Annotated in this window: 1 protein-coding gene; it reads left to right on the top strand. The window is 41.7% G+C overall.

Features of this window, described 5'->3' with window-relative positions:
* A partial coding sequence (locus KDL01_RS41840) for a G5 domain-containing protein (RefSeq protein ID WP_212534260.1) occupies nucleotides 1-480 on the top strand: 480 nt, incomplete at both ends.

Below are 480 nucleotides of genomic sequence, written 5' to 3'. Positions count from 1 at the left end.
TGCTGACAGTAAGGAACGTAGTTTTGTTCTTTCTGATATTTACAAAGAATTGCTTAAGGGTCAAGTGCTGGTTGATGGTAAGCGGGCTGGAATAGCAGCGCTGACTGATTTGGTAGGTGTGACATTGACAGATGATGCAGTTGTACTTGCGCCATTGACTGCAACGGTGATTCGTTTGCCTTACATCACTACGGCAGTTCCAGATACAGCGCCTACTGCTGAAGAAAAACCAAGTCTAGACTTTACTACCAAGGAACGTACAGAGGAAAAAATTCTTCCTATCGTAGAGGTAATTCGCTATGATGCAAGTCTCTCTACCGATCAATCTTATGTCCTTCAAGAAGGCAAAACTGGTAAGAAAGTTCTGGTTTATCAGGATGTCTTGATTGATGGTAAGGTAGTTGCAACTAATTTGTTATCAGAAACAGTTGTTGATAGCGAAACACGTATTGTTGTGAAAGGCAGTATGGAGGCTAAGAA

The sequence above is a fragment of the Actinospica durhamensis genome, from assembly GCF_018139695.1.
Classification (GTDB): Bacteria; Actinomycetota; Actinomycetes; order Streptomycetales; family Catenulisporaceae; genus Actinospica; species Actinospica durhamensis.
Note: the sequence above shows the minus strand (reverse complement) of the source record. Positions and strands in the feature narration are given on the sequence as shown.